Genomic DNA, 2891 nt, shown 5'->3' on the forward strand with positions numbered 1-2891 from the left:
AAGAACATTTTGGATGAACTCTGCATCCAAGATAAACACTTTTTCTTACCTCTACCGCCATATTCACCGGATTTGAATCCTATTGAGCAAGCTTGGGCTATCTTGAAAAAGAAAGTGACGGATTTATTAAGGGAAGTCCCAACTATTTTTGAATGTTTGGAACACTTTTTTAAAACTAAATGACTATATCAAGCAGATAGTAAAGAACCTTGGGCCTACTACTGGTTAGGAATCACTGGAGGGAAAGCTCCTGATTTTTTTGCTCTTTCTCAAATTTCTGATCAATCCTATCTCATCCAATCTGAAACTTGTCATACCCAGACTACTGCAAAACTCATCTCAGACATTGTTCGCTTCGCTCAGATTACAAAATCCAATGAATTAGCTCAACTCCATATCATGGGACAACTCCATGAACTGATGTTTCATCTGGGAACTATTGCTCCCAATCAGAAAAAAGAATATTTCATCAACCTACCAACTCTATCTTGAATGCAAACGATTAATTGATAGCCACTATCCTCAATCACTTACAATTCAAGATTTAACAAAAGAACTATCCGTTCACAGAAGCTACTTATCAAGCGTATTCAAAGAATTTAATACCTTATCACCCAAAGAATACCTACTCTACGTTCGAATGCACCGAGCTAAACAACTTCTCGAAAATACCCAAGAGTCCATCAAGGTAATTGCATATTCGGTAGGTTTTTCAGATCCACTCCATTTTTCAAAAGCTTATAAACAATACTTAAATCAGACCCCAAGTCATACAAGAAAAGAATCCTCTCAATACCAACTAGTGAGAAAGGCAACACTATGAAATCCTACCAAGCTGTCTATCAGATTCTAGCTAAAGAAAACGACTATATCAGCGGAGAAAAGATTGCAGAAGAACTATCACTGACCCGAACATCAATTTGGAAAGCCATCAGGCGCCTAGAACAAGAAGGCATTGAAATTGATAGTATCAAAAACAAAGGATATAAACTGATGAATGGTGACCTTATTCTTCCAGAGATTCTAGAAGAAAATCTTCCAATTAAAATCAGTTTTAAACCCGAAACAAAATCAACACAACTCGATGCAAAAGAAGCAATTGATTTAGGCTATGAAGCAAACACCCTCTATCTAGCTTCCTATCAAATAGCAGGGCGTGGCCGTTTTCAACGCTCCTTCTACTCTCCTCAAGGTGGCATTTATATGACCCTCCATCTTAAACCAAATCTTCCCTATGACAAATTACCGTCCTACACACTACTTGTAGCTGGAGCTGTCTACAAAGCCATTAAGAACCTAACTTTAATAGATGTCGACATAAAATGGGTCAATGATATCTACCTAAACAATCATAAAATTGGAGGAATTCTCACTGAAGCAATGACCTCTGTAGAAACAGGCTTAGTCACAGATATCATTATTGGAGTAGGTATCAATTTCACTATTAAAGACTTCCCTCAGGAATTAAAAGAAAAAGCTGCTAGCTTATTTAAAACTACAGCTCCAATAACAAGGAATGAATTAATCATAGAAATCTGGCGTGCTTTCTTCGAAACACCAGCAGATGAGTTATTATACCTATATAAAAAACAGTCATTCGTTCTTGGAAAAGAAGTTACTTTCACACTAGATCAAAAAGACTACAAGGGACTTGCTAAAGACATCTCTGAAAGTGGAAAACTTTTGGTGCAATGTGATAACGGAAAAGAAATCTGGCTCAATAGCGGAGAAATTTCTCTCAAGAGTTGGAAGTAATAATAAATTAGAACAACCATAAAATCGACAATATATAAAGATTTTAGCTTTTCTTCAACCCACTACAGTTGACAAAGAGCCAAAAAAGAAAGGACGAAATTTGTCCTTTCTAGATATTAGCTGACTTCAACCCACTACAGTTGACAAAGAGCCAAATGAAAAAGAGAGTTACAAACTCTCATTAAAACGGAGAATAAGGGATTCGAACCCTTGCGCCAGTTACCCGACCTAACGATTTAGCAAACCGTCCTCTTCAGCCTCTTGAGTAATTCTCCAATTAATGGGCACGAGTGGACTCGAACCACCGACCTCACGCTTATCAGGCGTGCGCTCTAACCACCTGAGCTACGCGCCCAAGTTAAAAAACTTGGTAATTTGAACAAAGTTCAAAGCGGGTGACGAGAATCGAACTCGCGACAACAGCTTGGAAGGCTGTAGTTTTACCACTAAACTACACCCGCATAAATACTATCAATAAAATGGCGCGAGACGGAATCGAACCGCCGACACATGGAGCTTCAATCCATTGCTCTACCAACTGAGCTACCGAGCCTTATTGCGGGAGCAGGATTTGAACCTACGACCTTCGGGTTATGAGCCCGACGAGCTACCGAGCTGCTCCATCCCGCGTTAATAAAAAAGGAGGATGTGGGATTCGAACCCACGCACGCTTTTACACGCCTGACGGTTTTCAAGACCGTTCCCTTCAGCCGGACTTGGGTAATCCTCCAATATTCAAATGGACCTTGTAGGACTTGAACCTACGACCACTCGGTTATGAGCCGAGAGCTCTAACCAGCTGAGCTAAAGGTCCGACAAGATCATTATAGCGGCGAAGGGGATCGAACCCCCGACCTCCCGGGTATGAACCGGACGCTCTAGCCAGCTGAGCTACACCGCCATGAATCGGGAAGACAGGATTCGAACCTGCGACACCTTGGTCCCAAACCAAGTACTCTACCAAGCTGAGCTACTTCCCGAGTTAAATAGAAAAATGCACCCTAGAGGAGTCGAACCTCTAACCGCCTGATTCGTAGTCAGGTACTCTATCCAGTTGAGCTAAGGGTGCTCATTATATTATGCCGAAGACCGGAATCGAACCGGTACGATTGTTACAAATCGCAGGATTTTAAGTC

At 40.9% G+C, this 2891-nt stretch carries 2 protein-coding genes, 10 tRNA genes and 1 pseudogene; 3 read left to right on the top strand and 10 right to left on the bottom strand.

Annotated features, from left to right (window positions below):
- The 3 genes and pseudogenes from HT719_RS11070 to birA form a co-directional block, all read left to right on the top strand.
- Positions 1-183: transposase (locus tag HT719_RS11070; protein WP_172929232.1), on the top strand; the 183-nt coding region annotated here is incomplete at its 5' end.
- 3 nt (positions 184-186) lie between these two features.
- Positions 187-823, top strand: a pseudogene (locus HT719_RS11075) (AraC family transcriptional regulator); the annotation flags it as partial.
- Positions 820-1755, top strand: coding sequence for a bifunctional biotin--[acetyl-CoA-carboxylase] ligase/biotin operon repressor BirA (gene birA, locus HT719_RS11080; RefSeq protein WP_050223738.1), 936 nt, complete (start codon positions 820-822; stop codon positions 1753-1755). The pseudogene HT719_RS11075 and the gene birA, both read left to right, overlap by 4 nt.
- 187 nt (positions 1756-1942) lie before the next feature.
- Here birA and HT719_RS11085 read toward each other — a convergent pair.
- From HT719_RS11085 to HT719_RS11130, 10 genes are all read right to left on the bottom strand, one after another.
- Positions 1943-2030, bottom strand: a tRNA-Ser gene (locus tag HT719_RS11085).
- 6 nt (positions 2031-2036) lie between these two features.
- Positions 2037-2110 (bottom strand) — tRNA-Ile (locus HT719_RS11090).
- A gap of 35 nt (positions 2111-2145) precedes the next feature.
- Positions 2146-2216: transfer RNA gene (locus HT719_RS11095), tRNA-Gly, on the bottom strand.
- 19 nt (positions 2217-2235) lie between these two features.
- Positions 2236-2308 (bottom strand) — tRNA-Phe (locus tag HT719_RS11100).
- 3 nt (positions 2309-2311) lie between these two features.
- A tRNA-Met gene (locus HT719_RS11105) sits at positions 2312-2385 on the bottom strand.
- 10 nt (positions 2386-2395) lie between these two features.
- Positions 2396-2485, bottom strand: a tRNA-Ser gene (locus tag HT719_RS11110).
- 10 nt (positions 2486-2495) lie between these two features.
- Positions 2496-2569, bottom strand: a tRNA-Ile gene (locus tag HT719_RS11115).
- Between the two features lie 13 nt (positions 2570-2582).
- Positions 2583-2656 (bottom strand) — tRNA-Met (locus HT719_RS11120).
- Between the two features lie 5 nt (positions 2657-2661).
- Positions 2662-2735: transfer RNA gene (locus tag HT719_RS11125), tRNA-Pro, on the bottom strand.
- A gap of 15 nt (positions 2736-2750) precedes the next feature.
- Positions 2751-2824, bottom strand: a tRNA-Arg gene (locus HT719_RS11130).
- Positions 2825-2891: the final 67 nt, after the last annotated feature.

Origin of the sequence: Streptococcus sp. k-378 (genome assembly GCF_013277505.1) — a bacterium.
Taxonomy (GTDB): domain Bacteria; phylum Bacillota; class Bacilli; order Lactobacillales; family Streptococcaceae; genus Streptococcus; species Streptococcus pseudopneumoniae.